The following is a 21,281-nucleotide window of genomic DNA, read 5'->3' on the forward strand; positions in this document are numbered from 1 at the left end:
GCTCCCAGCGTGTGAACTTTGTGAACTTCACTCCGACGGAGACCGCTCATGACCCCGCAACCCCTTGATCCGGCATCAGACCCCTGGATCACCCGAGCCCGTCCGACCTTCCTCTACGTGATGTACACATTGCTGCTCGGCGCGATCCCCGCAGGCCTGATCGCCGCGGTCCGCCCGCAAATGGCGCAGGCGATCGCCGCCGGCATGGCGGCATACCTGAACGCGATCCCCGAACCCCTCTACGCCCTCTTCGGCACCTGCTATCTCGGCTACACGGTTGCCAGGGAATGGGGGAAGGGGCGGTAGTCTCACGCTCCCGTCATCCCCTACCTCCGTCATTTTCTCCTCCCGTCATCCTGACGAAAGTCAGGACCCGGAGCCACGGGCGGGCCGTCTGGAACCCTGGGTCCTGACTTTCGTCAGGATCACGGAGGAGGGGCAGGGCGTTGCACCCCCGAAACCGCACCCTACATCGCCACCATGAGCAACGACCCCCACGCCATGCCGACATGGCACGGCACCACGATCCTCTCGGTCCGCCGCGGCGGCAAAGTCGTCGTCATCGGCGACGGCCAGGTCTCGATGGGCCAGACCGTCATGAAACCCAACGCCCGCAAGGTCCGCCGCCTCGGCGACGGCAGCGTCATCGGCGGGTTCGCCGGTGCGACGGCCGACGCGTTCACGCTGTTCGAACGCCTCGAACGCAAACTGGAAGCGCACCAGGGCCAGCTGCTGCGCGCCGCGGTCGAGCTCGCCAAGGACTGGCGCACCGACAAGTTCCTCCGCAACCTCGAAGCGATGATGATCGTCGCCGACAAGGACGTGACGCTGATCCTGACCGGCAACGGCGACGTGCTGGAGCCAGAGAACGGCGTCGCCGCGATCGGCTCCGGCGGCAACTACGCGTTGGCGGCGGCCCGAGCGCTGGTAGAATACGAGACCGACGCCGAAGTCCTCTGCCGCAAGGCAATGGGCATCGCGTCAGAGCTCTGCGTCTACACCAACGACCGCCTCACGGTCGAAACGATGGACAGCACGACCTGATCTGTCTTCACCCCTCCCTGAAAGGGAGGGGCCGGGGGTGGGTCGGCCCGAGAGGAATCGCCGTCCGCGCCCCATACCGACCCACCCCCAACCCCTCCCTTCCAGGGAGGGGAGCAGAGTAGCTCCATGAACGACCAGCTCACCCCCAAGGCCATCGTCGCCGCGCTCGACGCCCACATCATCGGCCAGGCCGCCGCGAAACGCGCCGTCGCCGTCGCGATGCGCAACCGCTGGCGCCGCCAGCAACTGAGCGAAGACCTCCGCGACGAGGTCACGCCCAAGAACATCCTGATGATCGGACCGACCGGCTGCGGCAAGACCGAGATCAGCCGTCGTCTCGCCAAGCTCGCCGACGCGCCGTTCGTGAAGGTCGAGGCGACCAAGTTCACCGAGGTCGGCTATGTCGGCCGAGACGTCGAACAGATCGCCCGCGACCTCGTCGAGGAAGCCATCCGCCTCGAAAAGGAACGCCGCCGCGTCGCCGTCAAGGACAAGGCGGAGGAGGCCGCGATGTCCCGCCTGCTCGACGCGCTCACCGGCAAGGGCGCCAGCGAGGCGACGCGCGAGAGCTTCAAGCAGCGCTTCCTCGACGGCCATCTCAACAACGCCGAGGTCGAGATCGAGATCGAGCAGGCCCCGGCCATGCCGTTCGACATCCCCGGCGGCGCGCCGCAGATGATCAACCTCGGCGAAATGATGAAGTCGTTCGGCGGCGGCCAGCAGCTCAAGCGCCGCAAGCTGACGGTTCACGCGGCCTGGGACAAGCTCGTCGAGGAAGAGGCCGACAAGCGCCTCGACCAGGACGAGGTCAGCCGCGCAGCCTTGGCCGACGCGGAAGCCAACGGCATCGTCTTCCTTGACGAGATCGACAAGATCGCGGTTTCGGACGGCCGCGGCGGTTCGATCAGCCGGGAAGGCGTCCAGCGTGACCTGCTCCCGCTGATCGAGGGCACGACCGTCGCGACGAAGTACGGCCCGATGAAGACCGACCACATCCTCTTCATCGCGTCGGGCGCGTTCCACGTCGCCAAGCCGAGCGACCTGCTGCCAGAGTTGCAGGGCCGCCTGCCGATCCGAGTCGAACTGAAGGGCCTCACCGAAGCCGATTTCGTCGCGATCCTGTCGGACACCAAGGCGTCGCTGCCGCTGCAATACAAGGCGCTGATCGCCACCGAAGGCGTCGGCATCGAATTCACCGAAGACGGCATCGCCGCAATCGCGCGCATCGCCGCCGAAGTGAACTCGGAGATCGAGAACATCGGCGCGCGGCGTCTGCAGACGGTGATGGAAAAGCTGTTGGAAGAGGTAAGCTACAACGCCGAAGACCGCGGCGGCTCGAACCTCGTCATCGACGGCGCGTACGTCGACAGCCAGCTAAAGGAAATCGCCCGCAACACGGACCTGAGCCGGTTCGTGCTGTAAGCAACTAGGGGAAGGCAAGCCTTCCCATCCGTTCGTGCTGAGCGAAGTCGAAGCACATGGGTCTGAGGCCCTTCGACTTCGCTCAGGGCGAACGGGGTGGAGGCGGGGACTATGAGGAGAAAACCATGGACGTGACCGAAGCCATAGCCGCTCGCCGCTCCGTCCGAGGCTTCCTCGACACCCCGGTCGATCCCGCACTCCTCCGCGACCTCGCGATAAAAGCATCCCGAGCAGCAACCGGCGGCAACCTCCAGCCCTGGCACATCGCCATAGTCCAGGGCGACGCCATGACCCGCCTCAAGGCCATAATGGCCGAAAAGCTCGCCACCGGCGCCACCGAAACCCCAGCCTACGACATCTATCCCAACGAACTCGTCGCCCCCTACCGAGACCGCCGCTACGCCGTCGGCGAAGCGATGTACGCCCACATCGGCATCCCCCGCGACGACAAGGCGGCGCGGCAGAAATGGTTCGCCCGAAACTTCGATTTCTTCGGCGCCCCCGCCGCGTATTTCTGCACGGTCGACAGGCGGATGGGCCCGCCGCAATGGTCGGACCTCGGCATGTACCTGCAAAACCTGATGCTGCTCGCGGTGGAAGCCGGCCTCGCCACCTGCCCGCAGGAATGCTGGGCGATGTATCCGGAAACGATCGGGACGTTCCTTCGAATGCCCGAAGACCGCATGCTCTTCTGCGGCATGGCGATCGGCTACGAGGACAAGGCCGCCCCAGCCAACCAACTCCGCACCGAGCGCGCAGACGAAACGGAATGGCTGACGACGATCGGCTGATTTACGCCGTCGCCACGAAACAGAGCACCACCCCGGCGAAGGCCAGGGCCCAATTGGGAAACGCTTGCGGTGAAGCGCGCGCGCAGTCATGCCGGCCTTGCCAATTGGGCCCCGGCCTCCGCCGGGGTGGTGCGTATGCCGGGGTGGTGGCGTATGCGGCATTGTTCACCCGCGAAGGCGGGTGCCCAGACTGGGTCCCCGCCTTCGCGGGGAAACAAGTTTTCAGAGGATTACCGTCTGGGGCTTCGCGCCCTTGATCCCCGCAAGAATCATAGCCTCCCAGACCGCAGGATCTCCCGCCGCGGCCATCGCCTTGTCGGGCTCGCGTAGCGTCTTCAGCACCGCCAGCGCATCAGGCAGATAATCCGCCCAGGCCGCATCGATCAATCGCGACGCCGACTCGGTATCGCCGCCGGCATTCGCGCTGATCCGCTGTCCCGCCAAGACGCGCGCGACGCGTTCGGCGACGGGGGTAGTGGAAACGTCCATGAGCATTCTCCTCGCGGGACTGGTCTACACCAAACCCGCGAGGCGAACGAATGCTCCTTTTAGCGTGCCGGGCCCGAACCCGCGCCGCGGCTCGGACCACGGCCACCGCCGCCGCCACCAGCCGGACGACCGCCGCCACCCTGGCCGCCGGGACGACCGCCACCCTGCGGACGACCGCCGCCACCTTGGCCGCCACCTTGGCCGCCACCCTGGCCACCACGGCTGGCACCCGCATAGTTGCGACCGGTGGTGCCGGTTGCCCTAGGCGAATGCGTCGCACGCGGACGTGCCGGATCGCGCGGACGGTCGATCCGAACTTCGGGATCAGCACCCATCGTCTTGACGCGCGTCTGCTTGATCTGGTTCGACAGGTTGACGAAATCGTCCGGCAACGCGCGGACCTGCACCTTCTGGCGGGTGATCCGCTCGATGTCGCGCAGATACGCCTTCTCGTCATCCGCGCAGAACGCGACGGCGATACCGCTGGCGCCCGCACGTGCGGTACGGCCGATGCGGTGGACATACTGCTCGGCGACGTTCGGCAGCTCGAAGTTGATGACGTGGCTGACGCCCGAGACGTCGATGCCGCGCGCGGCGATGTCGGTCGCGATCAGGACCTTGACCTTGCCCTGCTTGAACTCGCCGAGTGCCCGCTCGCGCTGGCCCTGGCTCTTGTTGCCGTGGATCGCGTTCGAGGCGATGCCGTTGCCCGCGAGCAGCTTCACGACGCGGTCGGCGCCATGCTTGGTGCGCGTGAAGACGAGCGCGCGGTCGATCGCCGGATCGGCCAGCGTGATCGTCAGCAGCGCCTGCTTTTCCGACTGGTTGCAGAAGGTGACATACTGATCGACGCGCTCTGCGGTCGTCGCAGCGGGCTTCACCGACACCGTCTTAGGGTCGAGCAGGAACTGCGACGCCAGCTCGCGGATCGCAACCGGCATCGTCGCCGAGAAGAACAGCGTCTGGCGCTTCTTCGGCAGCATGCGGACGATCTTCTTCAGCGCGTGGATGAAGCCGAGGTCCATCATCTGGTCGGCTTCGTCGAGCACGAGGATCTCGATCATCGATAGGTTGACGAAGCCCTGCTCGATTAAATCGATCAGGCGGCCCGGCGTGGCGACGAGGATGTCGACGCCGCGGCTCATGTCCTGGCGGTTCTTGTTGATGCTGGTACCGCCGAACACGGTCGTCACCGACATCTTGCTGAACTGGCCGTAGGCGCGCGCGCTGTCGGCGATCTGGCTGGCGAGTTCGCGCGTCGGCGCGAGCACCAGCATGCGGCAATGCGTCGGCAGGACGCGCTTCTGGTTTTCGGTCAGGCGCTGGATCGACGGCAGCACGAATGCGGCGGTCTTGCCGGTGCCGGTCTGCGCGATGCCGAGCAGATCGCCGCCCTCGAGCAGGATCGGGATCGACTGAGCCTGGATCGGCGTCGGCTCGGTATAGCCCTTGGCTTCGAGCGCACGGACGAGCGGCTCGGCAAGGCCGAGGTTTGCAAATGACATGTAAGTCTCTCAATAGATGCCGGGCTCGCGAATCCACACAAGGACGCGCGAGGGGCGGTGGTGTTTTGACACCCCGCGTGAAAAGGGAAGCCCGTTGGAAACGACCGAGGCGGAGCCAAGACCTGCAAAGGTCCAATCACGCTGCATTACGCTTCGATGAGCGCCATCTGGCGTATCACCGCCAAAAAGTCAACCTCCACCCCGTGGCGCGTCCGATAGCAGCGTTACTTGCGAACCTGGTCGAGATGCAGATAGCGCTCGTTAAACTCTGCGGCGTCGCGCAGGCGGGGCCAATCGGTTACCCTTACCTGTCGCTTCTTGCGTGCGATCAGCCCTTCGGTTTCCAGCGATTTCAGCACACGGTTGACGTGGACCGGCGTCAACCCGAGCGCGTCGCCGAGTTGTTCCTGCGTCATCGGCAACTCATACGCCATCGCATCGCCGAGCGTCGATTTCTTGAACCGTACCGAGAACTCGCAGAGCAGATGCGCCAACCGGCTACGCGCGTTACGCCGCCCCACGTTGAGCAGCCACTCCCGGTGGATCGATGACTCGATGAGCGCGTCGATCCACAAGGCCTGGCCCGCTGCCGGGCAAGCGTCGACGAACAGCCGCAGCGCGGGGATCGGCACTTCGGCCATCGTCAGCCGGGTCAGCGCCTGGATGTCGTGATCGGATTCGTCGAGGAACAGGTTCTGCAGGTCGACGAACTCGCCGGGCATCAGGATCGACACGATCTCCCGCTCGCCATTCGGCGTCAGCTTCTGGCGATAGGCCAGCCCGTCGAGGATGAAAGCGCAGCGCGTCGGCCGCTGGCCTTCGCGTAGCATATAGGTCGACGCATCGATCGTCCGCACCTTGAATGGCAAGGCGGCGATCTTGGCGCGATCGTCCGCACTCATCGCCACGCGCGACTCGAACTTGCGTATCACCTGTTCAGTCACGGTGGACATATCCACGTGCACTCTCCGCATCCAGGGCAGGAGCACGTTTCTCGCTGTCACCCTTGCTAGGATAGCGCGTCCTAAAACGACGCACCTTATCCCTTGATGGAATATCGTGACAAAACCCATGTTATGAACATGGTGGGGCTGCGGCGAGGCGCTTTGCCGTTTCAGCCCCTCTTGATCGTGAGCAACCTAGTTAGGCTGGCGCTCGGGGCTCCTCGATCGTGACGGTCGCCGTGAGCAGCACGTTTCCCTGACCGTCTCGTACCGCCACGCGAAGGCGCGCGCTGTCGCGTGCCATTGCCGGATGATCGCTGAGATAATCGCCGGTGAAGATCACCGCTTGAGCGCGGGCCTCCTCGTCGTCAGCCAGATCGGTGCCATCGTCGTCGCCGAAATGTTTATCGGTATCGATGTCGAAGAAGTATCTGGGCATGCTAGACTTCCTCGACCGATGATCAGGCCTGTTCCTAACAGGCCGAACGGCGCTCCGCTCTTACCAAAATCAGTTTCCTCCGGCGGTGCATGCTCGACTTGAACGCGTCTGCGGGCGTAGGATGGCTGCAAACACGAAGAGGATCTGCCGCATGAAACTGGCCAGCCTGAAGCATTCCGATGCCGCCCGCGCCAACGCGACGCGGGGGCGAGACGGCAAGCTCGTCGTCGTTTCGAACGATCTCGCTTGGTATGCCGATGCAAGCCACATCGCGCCGACGCTGCAGGCTGCACTTGACGACTGGGACCGGTTGTCGCTCGATCTCCAGAACCTGTCGACCGATCTCGAACACGAGATGATCCCGATGCGGCGCTTTCACGAGCATGACGCCGAGTCGCCTTTGCCGCGTGCGTATCAATGGGCCGACGGCTCTGCGTACGTGAACCATGTTGCGCTCGTACGGCAGGCACGCGCGGCGGACATGCCGGACAGCTTCTGGCACGATCCACTAATGTATCAGGGGGGCTCGGACGGCTTTCTGGGGCCACGCGATCCGATCCCGCTCGGCGACGAGACCTGGGGCTGCGACATGGAAGCCGAGGTCGTCGTCGTGACCGGCGACGTGCCGCTCGGCGCGAGCCGTGACGAAGCATTGGCGGCAATCCTGCTGGTCGGGCTGACCAACGACGTGAGCTTGCGGAACCTGATCCCCGGCGAACTCAGCAAGGGCTTCGGCTTTTTCCAGTCGAAGCCGGCGAGCGCGTTTTCGCCCGTGTTCGTCACGCCCGACTCGCTCGGCGACTGGTGGAGGGACGGAAAGCTGCACCGCAAGCTGATGGTCGACCTGAACGGGCAGCCGCTTGGTCGCGCCGAAGCTGGCGAAGACATGACGTTCGATTTCGGAACGCTGGTCGCGCACGCTGCGAAGACCCGCAAGCTCGGCGCGGGGACGATCGTCGGATCGGGCACCGTCTCGAACCGCGGCCCCGATGGCGGCCCCGGCAAGTCGATCGCGGAGGGCGGCGTCGGCTATTCGTGCCTCGCCGAAGTCCGGACGATCGAGACGATCACCGGCGGCAAGCCGGTCACGCCTTTCCTCAAGAACGGCGACACCGTTCGCATCTGGGCAGAGGACGACAAGCACCATCCGATCTTCGGCGTGATCGAACAGACTGTCGGCGGCTGAATTCTGCGGAGGGGGAGAAAAATTCGCGCGGCACGCCGCGAATGCGCAACTCCCCCTCGCAATCGCCGTTGAAATTTAATAACAAGCCTCGGTAAGAGTGTTCCGCGGTCACAGCGGCCTCATGGAGATGGAATGACGATGGCAAGCGAGCATCCGCGCGCCAATTTGCAGCCGCTCACGCTGCATATCCCCGAGCCGAAGTTCCGCCCCGGCGACGCGGTGGACTTCGCGGAAGTCGATGTGCCGCCCGCAGGTCAGGCACGCCGTCCCGACACCGCCGAGAAAGCGTCCGACTTCATCGATCTTGCCTACACGTTGGTCCGCGTCCTCGACGACGACGGCAACGCGGTCGGCCCCTGGGACCCCAAGCTTTCGCCCGACGTGATGCGCCGCATGTTGCGCAGCATGGCGCTGCTCCGCGCGTTCGACGAACGCATGTTTCGCGCGCAGCGTCAGGGCAAGACCAGCTTCTACATGAAGGCGCTCGGCGAGGAGGCGGTCGCCGTCGCGGCGGCCTATGCGCTCGATTACGAGGACATGTGCTTCCCCTCGTACCGCCAGCAGGGGCTGCTGATCGCACGGGGCTGGAGCCTCGTCGACATGATGAACCAGATCTATTCGAACACCGCCGACCGGCTCGGCGGCAAGCAGCTGCCGATCATGTATTCGGTCAAGGAAGCCGGCTTCTTCTCGATCTCGGGCAACCTCACGACCCAGTATCCCCAAGCCGTCGGCTGGGCGATGGCGTCGGCAGCCAAGGGCGACACGCGGATTGCCGCGACCTGGTGCGGCGAGGGCTCGACCGCGGAGGGCGATTTCCACTCGGCCTGCACGTTCGCCGCGGTCTACCGCGCGCCGGTCATCTTCAACGTCGTCAACAACCAGTGGGCGATCTCCAGCTTCTCCGGGTTTGCCGGCGCTGAAGCGACGACCTTCGCGGCGCGCGCGGTCGGCTACGGCATCGCCGGGCTTCGGGTCGACGGCAACGACGCGCTGGCGGTCTATGCCGCGACCGAATGGGCCGCCGAACGCGCGCGGACCAACCAGGGCCCGACGCTGATCGAGCACTTCACCTACCGCGCGGAAGGCCATTCGACCTCCGACGATCCCGGCCAGTACCGCAGCGAGGGTGAACCCAACGCGTGGCCGCTCGGCGACCCGATCAAGCGCCTCAAGGACCACCTCATCGCGATCGGCGAATGGGACGACGAGCGCCACGCCGCGCAGGACAAGGAACTCGCCGAGCAGGTGAAGGCCGCGCAGAAGGAAGCCGAGAAGAACGGCATCCTCGGCCACGGCCTGCACCAGCCACTCGAGTCGCTGTTCGACGGCGTGTTCGAGGAACTGCCGTGGCATCTGAAGGAGCAACGCCAGCAGATGCTCGATGAAGAAGCTGCGTCAGGTCGCCCATGGGACCACAAGGCATGAGCCGGGTGGTTGCCCCACACGTCCGTCACCCCGGGCTGGTTCCGGGGGCCACGGTCCCGCGAACTCGCCGGCCATTGATTGTGCGGAACGGTGGATGCCGGAACCAGCCCGGCATGACGGAGTGGGTGTTATGAGCGAAGTGATCGAACAAAACTCCGAAGACCAGGGCGCTGCCGGAGCCGAACCCACCACCCGCATGAACATGATCCAGGCGATCAACTCCGCCATGGACATCATGATGACGCGCGACCCCAATGTGATCGTCATGGGCGAGGACGTCGGCTATTTCGGCGGCGTGTTCCGCGCGACCGCCGGGCTCCAGGCCAAGCACGGCAAGACCCGCGTGTTCGACACCCCGATCACCGAATGCGGCATCATCGGCGTCGCGGTCGGCATGGGCGCGTACGGACTGCGCCCCGTCCCCGAGATCCAGTTCGCCGACTATATCTACCCCGCGCTCGACCAGCTCGTCTCCGAAGCCGCGCGCCTCCGCTACCGCTCCGCCGGCGAGTTCACCTCGCCGATCACGGTGCGCTCGCCGTTCGGCGGCGGCATCTTCGGCGGCCAGACGCACAGCCAGTCGCCCGAGGGGCTGTTCACCCACATGTCGGGTATCAAGACGGTCATCCCGTCGACGCCGTACGACGCGAAGGGCCTGTTGATCGCCGCGATCGAGGACAATGATCCGACGCTCTTCTTCGAACCCAAGCGCATCTACAACGGCCCGTTCGACGGATACTGGGATCGCCCGTCGCAGAACTGGTCGAAGCACCCCGCGGGCGAAGTCCCGACCGGCTATTACAAGATCGAGCTCGGCAAGGCGAAGATCGTCCGCGCCGGCGAGGCGCTCACTATCCTCGCCTACGGCACGATGGTCCATGTCTGCGCGGCCGTCGTCGCCGAAGCCGGGATCGATGCCGAGATCGTCGACCTGCGCACGCTCGTGCCGCTCGACATCGAGACGATCGAGGCGTCGGTGAAGAAGACCGGCCGCTGCATGATCGTCCATGAGGCGACTCGCACCAGCGGCTTCGGTGCGGAGCTGTCGGCGATCGTCCAGGAACGCTGTTTCTACCATCTCGAGGCGCCGATCGAGCGCGTGACCGGGTTCGACACACCGTACCCGCACAGCCTCGAATGGGCGTATTTCCCGGGGCCGGTTCGCATCGGCGAAGCCCTGAAAAAGATCATGAAGGACGCATAATGGCCCGCTTCACCTTCAAGCTGCCGGACATCGGCGAAGGCATTTCCGAGGCCGAGATCGTCGCATGGCACGTCGCCATCGGCGACCGCGTCGAGGAGGATTCGCCGATCGCCGACATGATGACCGACAAGGCCACCGTGGAGATGGAATCGCCGGTGACCGGCGTGGTCGTCGAACTCGCGGGCGAAGTCGGCGACCAGGTCTCGATCGGCGCCGCGCTGGTGGTGATCGAGACGGACGCGGTGGACGCCGCGGACGAAGTCGTTGCCGCGCCGCTGACTTCGGCACAGGCCGAAACCGCCGAACAATACGAAGCCGAGAACCCCGGCGTCGAAGAAGTGGTGGAGGCGACTCCCTCTCCCCTCCGGGGAGAGGGTCGGGGTGAGGGGCAGCCCCAGGCGGAAACGCCGGCAACTGCCCCAACCCCTCACCCCAGCCCTCTCCCCGCAGGGGAGAGGGAGCAGCAGGAACGCTCCGTTCCTCACGAGCAAATAGCACACGCGCTCGCATCCCCCGCAGTCCGCGCCCGCGCCCGCGACCTCGGCATCGACCTCGCCTCGGTAAAAACCGGCTCAGACCGCGTCCGCCACGCCGACCTCGACGCCTACCTCCGCTACGGCTCAAACGAAGGCTATTACCCCCCGCACGCCTCACGCGCCCGCGAAGACCAGCCCATCAAGGTCATCGGCATGCGTCGCCGCATCGCCGAGAACATGGCCGCGTCGAAGCGCGCGATCCCGCACTTCACCTATGTCGACGAGATCGACGTCACCGCCCTCGAGGCAATGCGCGCCGACCTCAACGCCAACCGCGGCGGCCGCCCCAAGCTCACGATGCTCCCGCTGATGATCGTCGCGATTTGCAAGACGATCCCCGACTTCCCGATGCTCAACGCGCGCTACGACGACGAAGCCGGCGTGGTCACGCGCCACGGCGCCATCCACCTCGGCATGGCCGCGCAGACCGATGCGGGGCTGACCGTTCCCGTGATCCGCGACGCGCAGGACCGCAACGTCTGGCAGCTCGCAACCGAGATCACCCGCCTCGCCGAAGCCGCCCGCGCCGGCAAGCTCGCCCCCAACGAGATGGGCGGCGGCACGATCACCGTGACCTCGCTAGGCCCGCTCGGCGGCATCGCGACCACCCCGGTCATCAACCGCCCCGAAGTCGCGATCATCGGCCCCAACAAGATCGTCGAACGCCCCGTCTTCAAGGGCGACGAGGTCGTCCGCGCCAAGCTGATGAACCTGTCGATCAGCTGCGACCATCGCGTCGTCGACGGCTGGGACGCGGCAAGCTTCGTCCAGGGCCTCAAGAAATACCTCGAGACCCCCGTCCTGCTGTTCGCGGACTGACCGCGCGTGAAGGGCATCCATCGTGGCGACCTGACGATCGAAGGCAGGTTCGAGGGATGCTCGCCGGCACCGCGATCGTGCCGGCCGGCGCAACCGCCGAGATCGCCGGCAAGATCGACGGTACGCTGATCGTCGAGCAGGGGGCATCGGTGATCGTCAGCGGTATGATCCACGGCGACATTGTCGATCGCGGCGGCAGCATCGTCGTGACCGGCATGGTCGGCTGAAGGAAAGGTCTCCGATCGTCAGCGCCGTGCCGGCGGCGTATCGGGACGCGTTTTCATCAGCCACGGTCTGGGATAGCGTGTCGGCTTGGGCGTGCCGTCGAGGCGTTTCGCGCTGATTAGGCTGACGCGCTGGAGGATCATCTGGTCCTTGAACGCGTCCATCCCGCCGCCGGTCGGCTTGGCGAGAATGCGGCGGACCGTGTCCATCCCCCCGATGACATGGCCGAACGCCGCATAGCCGAGATAGCCGGGTCGTGCGTCCATCGCCGGCGTCGGCCCGACGGTGATGAAGAAACTGCCACCCGCCGAACCCGGGTTGCTGCCGCGCGCCATCGCGATCGTCGCATCGAGATGGCGGATCCCCGTCTGCGTCGTCGTCTCGAGGGGGAAGGGCGGCAGGATGCGGCGCGCGTCGGTGCGTATGCTGCCCTGGATAAAGCCGAATTTCGGCGCCTTCTTGCTGCGCGACGCGCGATAGAAGTCGGTCCCGTCCAACCGCCCGTCATCGACGTAAGCAAGAAAGTTCTCGGTCGTCTTGGGCGCGTGACGGGTGTCGAGCGCCAGCACGATCGGCCCTTCCGACGTTACCGTGCGGACCCGGACGATCCCCGGCTTCGGGGCGGTGCCGCGTTGCGCTTTCACCGGCTGGCCCGCTGCAGCGAGAGCAGGGGTGGGCATCGATAGCGTCGCGATCAGCGCGAGCATGGGAAACACAGGACGCACGTCGGTTACTCACATCGGGACCCTCGTGCGCAGCTACGTCCCAGCGTGGTCGGACACAATACTCAGGACCGTGCCTTCTGCAACGCGCCGGCCATGCGTCGGGCGATCGCCCGCGGCGTCAGGCGAATGCCCTGGACCATCGCCGCATTGATCGCCCCCGAGATCTTGACCGCCCGATTGACTTGCAACGCGGCAAGGCCGTCCCGGACCACCGCGTCGGGTGCGCGTGCGAACCGTTCGAACAGCGCGCTGTCGGCCAAGCCCGCCACATTGGCGAACTCGGTGCGGGTGGGGCCAGGGCACAGCGCTGCGACGCGCACGCCCTTCGCTTTTACTTCCTCGTGAAGCGCCTCCGAAAAGCTGAGCACGAACGCCTTGCTCGCATAATAGACTGCCATCCACGGCCCGGGCTGAAAGGCTGCGGTCGACGCGACGTTGAGGATGCCGCCGTCACCCCGCGCGATCATCTGCGGCAAGACGGCGTGCGACAGCGCGACCAGCGCGCGGCAATTGACGTCGATCATGCCGACCTGCGCGGCGACGTCGGCGTCGGCGAAACTCTGGCGCAGACCGAAGCCCGCATTGTTGATCAGCATGTCGATCGGCAGTCGCGCGTCGGCGATGGATGCGATCAGCCGATCGGGTGCAGCCGGGTCCGCAAGGTCGCCTGCGAAGACATGGACCGCGATGCGGTGGCGCTCGCGCAGTTCGACGGCGAGCGCGTCGAGGCGATCAATACGTCGCGCCGTCAGGATCAGGTCGCTACCTTTAGCCGCCAAGGCGCGCGCAAATCCCTCGCCCAGTCCGGCGGACGCGCCGGTAATCAATGCCGTGGTCATCGCCGTCTGCCTCCGCCCGGACCGCTTCCCCATCAAACGCCGGGGGCTTTCGCACCGGGGTGTCGAGAGTGCGCCGGGCCGAAGGGCTTGGCAATGGCGAGGGCCTGCGCGGCTCAAACGATCTCGAACAAGCCGGCCGCACCCATTCCGCCGGCGGTGCACATCGACACCACGACGTAGCGCACGCCGCGCTTGCGTCCCTCGATCAGCGCATGACCGACGAGACGCGAACCGGTCATGCCGAACGGATGCCCCACCGCAATCGCGCCGCCGTTGACGTTGTACTTCTCTGGATCGATGCCGAGATGGTCGCGGCAATATAGGCACTGCGACGCAAACGCCTCGTTCAGTTCCCAAAGCCCGATATCACCAACCGACAGCCCGGCGCGTTCAAGCAGTTTGGGGATCGCGAAGATCGGCCCGATGCCCATCTCGGCCGGGCTGCACCCCGCGGCCTGGAACCCGCGATAGATGCCGAGAATGTCCTTGCCCTCGGCCTCTGCGGTCTTGCGGTCCATCAGCAATTGCGCCGACGCGCCGTCCGACAGCTGGCTCGCATTGCCCGCCGTCACGCTCGATCCCGGCCCCGAAAATTCGCCACCCGGCCAGACCGTCTTCAACCCCCGCAGACCTTCCAGCGTTGTACCCGCGCGAATACCCTCATCCTGCGACAGCGTGACGCTCTCGATCCCGGCATGCGCGCCCTGCTTGTCGTACAGCGCCTTCTCGACCGTGATCGGTACGATCTCCTCGGCGAACGCCCCGTTAGAGACTCCCGCCGCCGCACGCTGCTGACTCATCGCGGCATAGGCGTCCTGCGCCTCGCGCGTGATGCCGTATTTCTCCGCGACGATCTCCGCAGTCTCGATCATCGGGATATACGCCGCCGGCTCCTTCGCGATCACGCTGGCGTTGACGTAGCGTGGCGTATCCTTGGTCACCGTGTAGCTGATCGACTCCATGCCGCCGGCGAGCGCGACATCGGCCTCGTCGCAGATGATCGTCCGCGCCGCGAGCGCCACCGCGGTCAGCCCCGACCCACATTTCCGGTCGAGCGTGAACGCCGGCACAGACTCGGGCAGCCCACCCGAGAAGATCGCCATCCGCCCGGCATTGCCGCCTTGCGTACCATGCTGGTTGCCGACGCCCCAGAAGACCTCGTCGATCCGCGCCGGATCGATCCCGGCCCGCTCGACGACCGCGTTCATCACGTGGCCCGCCAGCACCGGCGCCTCGGTCGCATTGAAGGCGCCGCGATACGCCTTGCCGATGGCGGTACGGGCGGTCGAGACAATGGCGGCTTCACGCATGCTGGAACCTTTCGAGGATCGGGTATGTCGTTCCTCTAAGCCGTCCCGCGTGTTCGCGAAACCCCCGTCAGGGGACGCGAGCGAGCCATCCTCCGGTGAATCCGGCACGATCCAGCCCACGGCGGATATGCGGGTTCTTCCGCATCGTGTTCCACACCATCCCGGTCCGCCAGTTCTCGATCATCGCGACGATCGGCCCCTGATCGATCCCGAGATAGTCCGAATCGACCCAGCCGATGCCGGGAACGATGCGGCCATGCTTGAGCGGCTCCCCCATTTCCGTCAGCGTCGGATTGAACGCGTCGAAAAAGCCGTATTTGCCGTAGATGCCCTTGCCGTAGCGATCGTGCATCGCGGTGATCGCCGGTATCACGATATCCGGCGCGAACACGATCGAGCCGACGGCGGCGGTCGGCGCGAGCGTCCCGTCGTCGCGCGCGCCGGGGCCGCGTTCGGAATAGCTGAAGAATTCGCGTTGCCGCGCGTTGACGGTCGCCTTGAAATCGCCCGGCCCGTCGCATGCGGTCAGGCCCCAGACGTCGGGACCGTAGCCTGCGAAACCGGCGCCATTGGTACCCCCGTTGGCGATCGCATAGTCGCGCTGGGCGATCGTCGCCCGCCGGCTGTTCTCGAAATAATCGATGTCCTTGGTCGCGATATACGCGTCGCGGATGCCGCGGAAATCGACCCAGACATGGCTGTACTGGTGCACGAACATCGCCGGGTAATGGAGATAGGGAGCGCCGTAGCGATCGGTCCAGCTCGGCTCGAACTTCTGGGTCAGCGCGCCCCAGGTCGACGGCGGCAGCGGATGCGTCGGCGAGCCTAGTGCGAGGAGGTACATCAGCATCCCCTCGTTATAGATGTTCCAGTCGCTCGGGATGAAACCCTTCTCGGGGTGCCAGCCCATTGCCAGGAACGGCGCGCGCGGCGTGATCCAGGTCCAGTCGACCGCGCCGTAGATCTGGTCCGCCAGCGCCCGGATCCGCTGTTCTTCGGGATGATCGTCATCGAACCAGCTTTGCGCGAACAGCATGCCGGCGAGCATCAGCGCAGTGTCGATCGTCGACACTTCCGCGCGGGCGAACCGCTGGCCCTTGGTGATGCCGAGGAAGTGGTAAAAGAATCCCTTGTAGCCGCTGTTGCCGGTCGGCTCCGGTCCCATCGGCGCATCGGCGAAGAAGGCCAGTGTCGCAAGCGTCCGCCTGCGGGCCTGTTCGCGCGTGATCCAGCCGTTGACGACGCCGATCGGGTAGGCGGTCAGCGCGAAGCCGACCGCCGCGACCGACGAGAACGACGGCGTAGGCCAGCGATCGAGCGCGAGCCCGGTCGCAGGGTTGGTCGTATCCCAGAAATACAGGAACGCGCGCTCCTGGAGATTGTCGATCAGCGGGTTGGCGGACGGTGCCGGGGCGGGGGTGAAACCCGTAACGTCTTGAAACGCTTTGACGATCGGTCGTCCAACCGATGTACACCCTGCCGTCAGTCCGCCGAGTGATAGTGCGCCGGCGCCCAGTAACTGCCGTCTGTCGAGCATGGATACTCCTGATCGGGGACCGCCGATGGCGGCAGGCGACCAACATGGCCGCCCGCCGATTAACGCATCAGAAACGATATCCGACCCTGAACTGGAAGCGACGGGGCAGGGTGAGCAGCCCGGTCGGCAGGTTGGTCGGGTCACCGAAGTTATAGGTCTGGCCGACGCCGAGGTTCCCGGAATAACCGGTATAGTTCTTGTTGTTGAAGGCGTTGAGCAGGTCGACCGCGACGTTGATGTTGTGCGTGTTGAACACCTTGATGTTGTTCTGCAGCGTCAGATTGACCTCGCAGAACGCGAACACGCTGCCGAGGCAGTTCTTCGGTCGGTACAGCGATCGGATGGTCTGCTGGTTGACGCTGGTACCGGCGGACTGGTCGAGCAGCTGGAATGCGGTGCCGCTGCCCAGCGTCGTCAGCGTGGAGAACTGGAACCCGACCGGCAGGTCGACGATGCCCGACAGGACGATCCGGTGACGCTCGTCCTGATCGGCGATCGGCCGCCAGCCGTATCGATCGGGCGTCACCTTATCGAGGCTGAACAGGTCGCCGCCGTCCTGCTCGGCCTTCGACAGCGTGTAGGCAAGGTTGAAGCCCCAGCCAGACGACACGGTATAGTCCTTGTCGATCGTTACCAGCAGCGCCTTGTAGCGCGTCCGCAAGCCGTCATAGCCGATCAGCACGTTGCTGAAGCCGTTCTCGCGCGGGATCGTCGTGTCGCAGCACGATCCGTCCGCATTGCGCGTCGCGAACAGGTGCGTGTAGCCGTTCTGCCCGCGGACATACGACCCGGTCACCGAGGCGCGGAAGATCCCGAACTTCTGGCGGAGACCAAGGCTGAACTGGTCGGTCGACGGTGCCTTCGCGTTGTTCTTCACGGCAAACAATTGCGGCAAGCCGGTCTGCGCGGTCTGGCGCAGTGCGAGCAGGCCTTCCCGGGTCTGATAGCTTTCGTTCCACACCACCGTCGGGTTGCCGTCGCGTGGCTGGCCATCGCGCGAGAAGTAAAAGACGCCGGTCTGGTATTGCAGCCGGAATTGCTCGTCGAGCGTGTTGTTGAAGACGTTGCGGTCGAAATACTTGCCGTAGCCGCCGAACAAGACGGTGCGCTGGTCGTCGTTGAAATCATAGCTGAAGCCGATCCGCGGCTGGAACATGTCCTTGCGCGTCGGGCGATCGGTGCCGTCGGTGATGTAGTTCGCGGGATCGAAATAATCGGTCTTGGGTAGCGCATTCAACGTCGTGACCGCCGCGGCCGGCGTGCGATACTTGTTGTTGAACAGGTTGCTCTCATAGTCCCAGCGCAGGCCGAGGTTGAGCTGCAACTTGCTGGTGATATCCCAATCGTCCTGAAGATAGACGCCAAGCTGCGAATTCGACGCGATGATCCGCGGATTGCCGACGCCGAGCTGCGCGGTCGCCGGGAAACTGAAATCGAGGCCTCTGGCCGCGTCGCTCTGGAAGAAGTAGTTCGGCTGGACGTAGAAGTTCTTGGTGAAGTCGTAATCCTGGAAGGCGAAGCGGATGCCGCCCTTGATCACGTGGTTGTCCAGGCCGTTATACGTCAGGTCGTCACGCAGCGTGTAGCTCTGTTGGCTGATCCGCTGCGTCGAATCCTTTCCGCCGAAGGTGATGACGCCCTCGTATTGGAAGCTCGGATCGTCCGGGTTGAGCGACGACGGGTTGTAGACCGTGTCGAGATAGGTCGCGTTGAATTCGTTGACGAAGCTGTCGCCGGTATAGGTCCATTTGTACGTATAGGTGTCGGTCTTGTTGATCTTGTTGACTGCCGCCGAATACGCGATGTTGGCCGAGCCGAAATTGGCGCCGAACCCGGAGATGTCGGTCTCCTGGCGGCGGCTGAACGACAGGTCGAACACTTGGCGCTCGTCGGGGGTGAAGGTCAGCTTTCCGAAGTAGAAATCGCCGCGATACGGGCTGACATAGGTGCCTTCATACTGTCCGAACCGGGCAAGGTTTTCCGGCGTACGCTGGCCGACGGTCACGCTCGACGCGCGATCCTGGTCGTTGCCTTCGTACGCGCCGAAGAAGAACAGCTTGTCCTTGATGATCGGGCCGCCGAGCGAGATGCCGTATTGCTTGCGCTCGAACTTCGGTTTGCCGCGGCCGGCGCGCTCGTCGATGATGTTGGCGGCGGTCAGGCTGCGATCGGTATATTGGCCGAACATCTCGCCGTGGAAATCGTTGGTGCCCGACTTGGTGATCGCGGTGATGATCGCCGACCCGGCCTGTTCGTACTCGGCCTTGTAGTTCTGCGTCAGCACGCGGAATTCGCCGACCGCAAGCTGCCCGAACGGGTTGCCGCGGCTGTCGGTCTGGCCGGCGATGCCGCCAAGCGTCTGGCTTTTCAGGCTGGTGCCGTCGATGAAGACGTTGACCTGGCTCGCCGGCGACGCACCCGCGGTGATGCCCTTGTTGGTCTCACTGTCGTTGTAGCGGACGCCCGGCGCGAGCGCGGCGAAGGTCAGGAAGTTGCGATCGCCCTGCGGCAGGATGCGGATCTGGTTCTGGCTGACGTTGGTGGCGACTTCGGAGGTCTTGGTCTCGACCAGCTTGCCCGCGGTGACGACGATCTCGCCGCCTTCATTGGCGCCGCCGCTAGTCGTGCCACCCTCGGCAGTCGCGCCGGTAGTTCCGGCAGGCGCCGCCGCGGTTGGCGCGGCGAGCACCGCGTCGAGTGTTGCGGACTGGCCGACGCCGACCGAGATGCGCTGCGCGGAAATCGCGCCGTCGGGGCCGGTGAAGGTGATCGTGTAGGTCGCCGGGCGCAGGCCATTCAGCACATAGCTGCCCGTCGCGCTGGTGGTCGCGCGGAAGGTCTGGTTGGTCCCGTCGTTGACCGCAACTACGGTGGCCCCCGCGACCGTCGCACCGGCGGCGTCACGTACCTGGCCGCGGATCGCAGCGGTCGTGGTCTGCGCCGATGCGGGTGCGATCAGCGTCGCGGTCGTTCCGAGTATCGTCGTCGTTGCCAGTGCGGCGCGCAGCGCCGTGGCCATTATCGTCTTCATGTCCCAATGTCCCCTGTTGGGAAGGCGCATCGGGACAGACGGATCGCGCGTCGCACCGTCTCGTCAGCACTCGTGCCGACCGTCGGTATCCTGCGTCGCGATCGCCGCACTTCCATGCCCTGATCCACTCCCGCGAACCGCTCCTCATGGAGACGGTCCCGGCGACGCGCATGTTTGCGTATGGCGCCGGGAGGGGGGGCTTACGCCGCGTTATGCCGGGCAGCCAGTGCCCTGCTGTACGTCGGTATCATTGCGCGACGCGTCGTGACTTTTCCGCAACAATACCTGTGGCGCCGGGGGATGCCGCCGCATCGCGAAGTGCGGAGGCGGTACTCCAAACGGTCTCTCAAGAGGACGAACGGAGAATACCCTTATCTCATAAGGACCAACTCTTCCGCCATCGTCGGATGCAGCGCGACCGTCGCATCGAAGTCTGCCTTGGTCAGCCCAGCCTTTACCGCCACCGCGGCCGACTGCAGGATCTCCGGGCAGTCGGGGCCGATCATGTGGATACCCACCACGCGGTCGGTCTCGCCGTCGCAGATCATCTTGTAGAGCGACCGCTCGGTGCGCCCCGCCAGCACGTTCTTCATCGGACGGAAGTCCGACGTGTAGACCTTGACCGAGCCAAGCGCCTGCTTGGCCTGCGACTCGGTCATGCCGACGCCGGCCATCGGCGGGTGGCTGAACACCGCGGCGGGCACGTTGGCGTAATCGACCCGCGTCGGCTTGCCGCCGAAGAACGTGTCCGCGAACGCCTGCCCCTCGCGGATCGCGACCGGGGTCAGCTGGATGCGGTTGGTGACGTCGCCGACCGCGAAGATCGAGTCGCAGCTCGACATGTTATCTTCGTCGACGATCACCGCGCCGGCCGCGTCCATCTCGACGCCAGCGGTTTCCAGCCCGAGCCCCTTGGTGTTCGGCAGGCGGCCGGTCGCGAACATGACCAGATCGACGGTGATCGGATCATGGCCTTTCATGCTGACGGTCAGGCAGCCGTCATCGCCCTTTTCGATGCTCTCGAACGCGGCATTGAACCGGAAATCGATGCCCTTGCTCATCGAGATCTGGAGCAGGCGGTCGCGGATCGACTCGTCATAGCCGCGCAGGATCACATCGGTGCGATTGACCAAGGTCACGTGCGCGCCGAACTGATGGAAGATCCCGGCAAACTCGTTGGCGATGTAACCCGCCCCCGCGATCAGGACGCGCTTCGGCACGTCGTCGAGGTGGAAGACCTCGTTCGAGGTGATGCCGTGCTCGGCGCCGGGAAAGTCTGGCACCAGCGGATGCGCGCCGACCGCGATCAGGATCTTGGCCGCGGTCTTCACGGTGCCATCGGCGAGCGTCACCTCGTTCGGCCCGGAGATGACCGCGCGCTGGTGGATGATGTCGACATGGTTGTTCTGGAGCGTGGTCGTATAGGCGCCGTTGATCCGGTCGACCTCCTCCATGACGTTGTCGCGGAGCGTCGGCCAGCTGAACGCGCAGTCGTCGGGCACCTGCCAGCCGAAGCGCTTGGCGTCCTTCAGATCCTCGGCGAAATGCGCGCCGTAGATCAGCAGCTTCTTCGGTACGCAGCCGCGGATCACGCAGGTGCCGCCGACCCGGTATTCCTCGGCAACCGCAACGCGTGCGCCATGCGCGGCGGCGACGCGCGACGCACGCGTCCCGCCTGAGCCTGCGCCGATGACGAAGAGGTCATAGTCGAATTGAGTATCGGTCACGCGTCATCCTTCGTCGTCACCCCGGACTCGTTCCGGGGTCCACCGTGCCACGGGTTCGGGTGCCACTTGGGGCACGGTGG

Annotated in this window: 19 protein-coding genes; 9 read left to right on the forward strand and 10 right to left on the reverse strand. The window is 65.2% G+C overall.

What is annotated here, in order from left to right; translation table 11 throughout:
* The first annotated feature begins 48 nt into the window (after positions 1-48).
* The 4 genes from U1707_RS05875 to U1707_RS05890 all read left to right on the forward strand — a co-directional run bounded on the left by U1707_RS05875 (position 49) and on the right by U1707_RS05890 (position 3,257).
* Positions 49-306: a 3TM-type holin gene (locus U1707_RS05875; protein ID WP_332799171.1), complete on the forward strand. Its 258-nt coding sequence runs from the start codon at positions 49-51 to the stop codon at positions 304-306.
* A 195-nt stretch (positions 307-501) separates the two neighbouring features.
* Positions 502-1,044, forward strand: coding sequence for an ATP-dependent protease subunit HslV (gene hslV, locus U1707_RS05880; RefSeq protein ID WP_056066793.1), 543 nt, complete (start codon positions 502-504; stop codon positions 1,042-1,044).
* Between the two features lie 126 nt (positions 1,045-1,170).
* Positions 1,171-2,466, forward strand: coding sequence for an ATP-dependent protease ATPase subunit HslU (gene hslU / locus U1707_RS05885; RefSeq protein ID WP_332799172.1), 1,296 nt, complete (start codon positions 1,171-1,173; stop codon positions 2,464-2,466).
* A gap of 125 nt (positions 2,467-2,591) precedes the next feature.
* Positions 2,592-3,257: a nitroreductase gene (locus U1707_RS05890; protein WP_332799173.1), complete on the forward strand. Its 666-nt coding sequence runs from the start codon at positions 2,592-2,594 to the stop codon at positions 3,255-3,257.
* Positions 3,258-3,479: 222 nt separating this feature from the next.
* On the opposite strand, the gene U1707_RS05895 is transcribed toward U1707_RS05890, so the two are convergent.
* The 4 genes from U1707_RS05895 to U1707_RS05910 all read right to left on the reverse strand — a co-directional run bounded on the left by U1707_RS05895 (position 3,480) and on the right by U1707_RS05910 (position 6,634).
* Positions 3,480-3,746, reverse strand: a complete 267-nt coding sequence (locus tag U1707_RS05895) for a hypothetical protein (protein WP_332799174.1) — start codon at positions 3,744-3,746, stop codon at positions 3,480-3,482.
* 59 nt (positions 3,747-3,805) lie between these two features.
* A complete protein-coding gene (locus U1707_RS05900) occupies positions 3,806-5,251 on the reverse strand; it encodes a DEAD/DEAH box helicase (RefSeq protein WP_332799175.1) in 1,446 nt (481 codons plus the stop codon).
* Between the two features lie 224 nt (positions 5,252-5,475).
* Positions 5,476-6,204, reverse strand: a complete 729-nt coding sequence (locus U1707_RS05905; protein WP_332799774.1) for a Crp/Fnr family transcriptional regulator — start codon at positions 6,202-6,204, stop codon at positions 5,476-5,478.
* A 190-nt stretch (positions 6,205-6,394) separates the two neighbouring features.
* The gene (locus U1707_RS05910; RefSeq protein ID WP_332799176.1) at positions 6,395-6,634 is read right to left on the reverse strand and encodes a DUF6894 family protein; all 240 of its coding nucleotides are present in this window, start codon (positions 6,632-6,634) and stop codon (positions 6,395-6,397) included.
* A gap of 151 nt (positions 6,635-6,785) precedes the next feature.
* On the opposite strand from U1707_RS05910, the gene U1707_RS05915 reads away from it, so the two are divergent.
* From U1707_RS05915 to U1707_RS05935, 5 genes are all read left to right on the forward strand, one after another.
* Positions 6,786-7,820, forward strand: coding sequence for a fumarylacetoacetate hydrolase family protein (locus tag U1707_RS05915; protein ID WP_332799177.1), 1,035 nt, complete (start codon positions 6,786-6,788; stop codon positions 7,818-7,820).
* A 138-nt stretch (positions 7,821-7,958) separates the two neighbouring features.
* Entirely contained in the window at positions 7,959-9,248 is a 1,290-nt protein-coding gene (locus tag U1707_RS05920) for a 3-methyl-2-oxobutanoate dehydrogenase (2-methylpropanoyl-transferring) subunit alpha (RefSeq protein ID WP_332799775.1), read from the forward strand.
* A 196-nt stretch (positions 9,249-9,444) separates the two neighbouring features.
* A complete protein-coding gene (locus tag U1707_RS05925) occupies positions 9,445-10,452 on the forward strand; it encodes an alpha-ketoacid dehydrogenase subunit beta (RefSeq protein ID WP_332799776.1) in 1,008 nt (335 codons plus the stop codon).
* Entirely contained in the window at positions 10,452-11,807 is a 1,356-nt protein-coding gene (locus U1707_RS05930; RefSeq protein WP_332799178.1) for a dihydrolipoamide acetyltransferase family protein, read from the forward strand. Before U1707_RS05925 ends, U1707_RS05930 begins: the two co-directional genes overlap by 1 nt.
* 56 nt (positions 11,808-11,863) lie before the next feature.
* A complete protein-coding gene (locus U1707_RS05935; protein WP_332799179.1) occupies positions 11,864-12,034 on the forward strand; it encodes a hypothetical protein in 171 nt (56 codons plus the stop codon).
* A gap of 18 nt (positions 12,035-12,052) precedes the next feature.
* On the opposite strand, the gene U1707_RS05940 is transcribed toward U1707_RS05935, so the two are convergent.
* From U1707_RS05940 to gorA, 6 genes are all read right to left on the reverse strand, one after another.
* Entirely contained in the window at positions 12,053-12,739 is a 687-nt protein-coding gene (locus tag U1707_RS05940; protein WP_332799777.1) for a peptidylprolyl isomerase, read from the reverse strand.
* Between the two features lie 80 nt (positions 12,740-12,819).
* Positions 12,820-13,596: an SDR family NAD(P)-dependent oxidoreductase gene (locus U1707_RS05945; RefSeq protein ID WP_332799180.1), complete on the reverse strand. Its 777-nt coding sequence runs from the start codon at positions 13,594-13,596 to the stop codon at positions 12,820-12,822.
* 113 nt (positions 13,597-13,709) lie between these two features.
* Positions 13,710-14,906 (reverse strand): thiolase family protein, encoded by a 1,197-nt coding sequence (locus U1707_RS05950; RefSeq protein ID WP_332799181.1) that lies wholly within the window; start codon positions 14,904-14,906, stop codon positions 13,710-13,712.
* A 67-nt stretch (positions 14,907-14,973) separates the two neighbouring features.
* A complete protein-coding gene (locus U1707_RS05955; RefSeq protein ID WP_332799182.1) occupies positions 14,974-16,443 on the reverse strand; it encodes a glucoamylase family protein in 1,470 nt (489 codons plus the stop codon).
* 67 nt (positions 16,444-16,510) lie between these two features.
* A complete protein-coding gene (locus tag U1707_RS05960) occupies positions 16,511-19,474 on the reverse strand; it encodes a TonB-dependent receptor (protein WP_332799183.1) in 2,964 nt (987 codons plus the stop codon).
* A gap of 371 nt (positions 19,475-19,845) precedes the next feature.
* Positions 19,846-21,201: a glutathione-disulfide reductase gene (gene gorA / locus U1707_RS05965; RefSeq protein WP_332799184.1), complete on the reverse strand. Its 1,356-nt coding sequence runs from the start codon at positions 21,199-21,201 to the stop codon at positions 19,846-19,848.
* Positions 21,202-21,281: the final 80 nt, after the last annotated feature.

The organism is Sphingomonas sandaracina, from assembly GCF_036663695.1.
GTDB lineage: Bacteria > Pseudomonadota > Alphaproteobacteria > Sphingomonadales > Sphingomonadaceae > Sphingomonas.